The organism is Geminicoccus flavidas (genome assembly GCF_009806515.1).
Taxonomy (GTDB): domain Bacteria; phylum Pseudomonadota; class Alphaproteobacteria; order Geminicoccales; family Geminicoccaceae; genus Geminicoccus; species Geminicoccus flavidus.
Map to the genome: position 1 here is coordinate 1 of NZ_WUJP01000499.1, position 781 is coordinate 781.

At 68.5% G+C, this 781-nt stretch carries 2 protein-coding genes; both read left to right on the forward strand.

Going from position 1 to position 781, the window contains the following annotated elements:
- The coding region (locus tag EQG76_RS14095; RefSeq protein ID WP_159714498.1) for an AMP-binding enzyme at window positions 1–605 on the forward strand (605 nt) is incomplete at its 5' end.
- Between the two features lie 60 nt (window positions 606–665).
- A partial coding sequence (locus EQG76_RS33480) for a phosphopantetheine-binding protein (protein ID WP_235031364.1) occupies window positions 666–781 on the forward strand: 116 nt, incomplete at its 3' end.

Genomic DNA, 781 nt, shown 5'->3' on the forward strand with positions numbered 1-781 from the left:
ACTATACCCGCCACGACGATCCCGACGAACTGGTGATCAACAGCCAGGGCCGGCCGATCAGCCCGGACGACGAGGTACTGGTGGTCGACGACCAGGGCCGGCCGGTGCCGGACGGCGAGCCCGGCCATCTCCTGACCCGCGGCCCCTACACGATCCGCGCCTACCATAACGATCCGGGCGCTAATGCCCGCGCGTTCACCGAGGACGGCTTCTACCGCACCGGCGACATCGTGCGCCGGCTGCCCAGCGGCCATCTGCAGGTCCAGGGCCGCGCCACCGACCATATCAACCGCGCGGGCGAGAAGATCTCGGCCGAGGAGATCGAGGATCATCTCCTGGCGCATCCCGACGTGTTCGACGCAACCGTAGTGTCGGTGCCCGACGAGTATCTGGGCGAGCGGAGCTGCGCCTTCATCATCCCGAACGGGCGCCAGCCCAGGGCGGTCGAGATCAAGGCCTGGATCCGCGCCCGTGGCTTGGCGGAGTTCAAGGTGCCGGATCAGGTCGTGTTCGTGCAGGAGTTCACCGCCACGGCCGTGGGCAAGATCAGCCGCAAGGAGCTGCGGGCGATCCTGCGCCAGCGGTTGACCGAGGCGGGCCAGTAGGACGTAAAGGCGATGGGCGAGGAACGGGCGAGGTCGGCGGCCGAGCTGACCCTGGAGGGCATGCGCCGGGAGATCGCCGCGCTGCTGCACGACGATCCCGAGGAGATCGGCACGGACGACAGCCTGATTGATCTCGGGCTGGATTCGATGCGGGCGATGGCGCTGGTGCGCCGCTG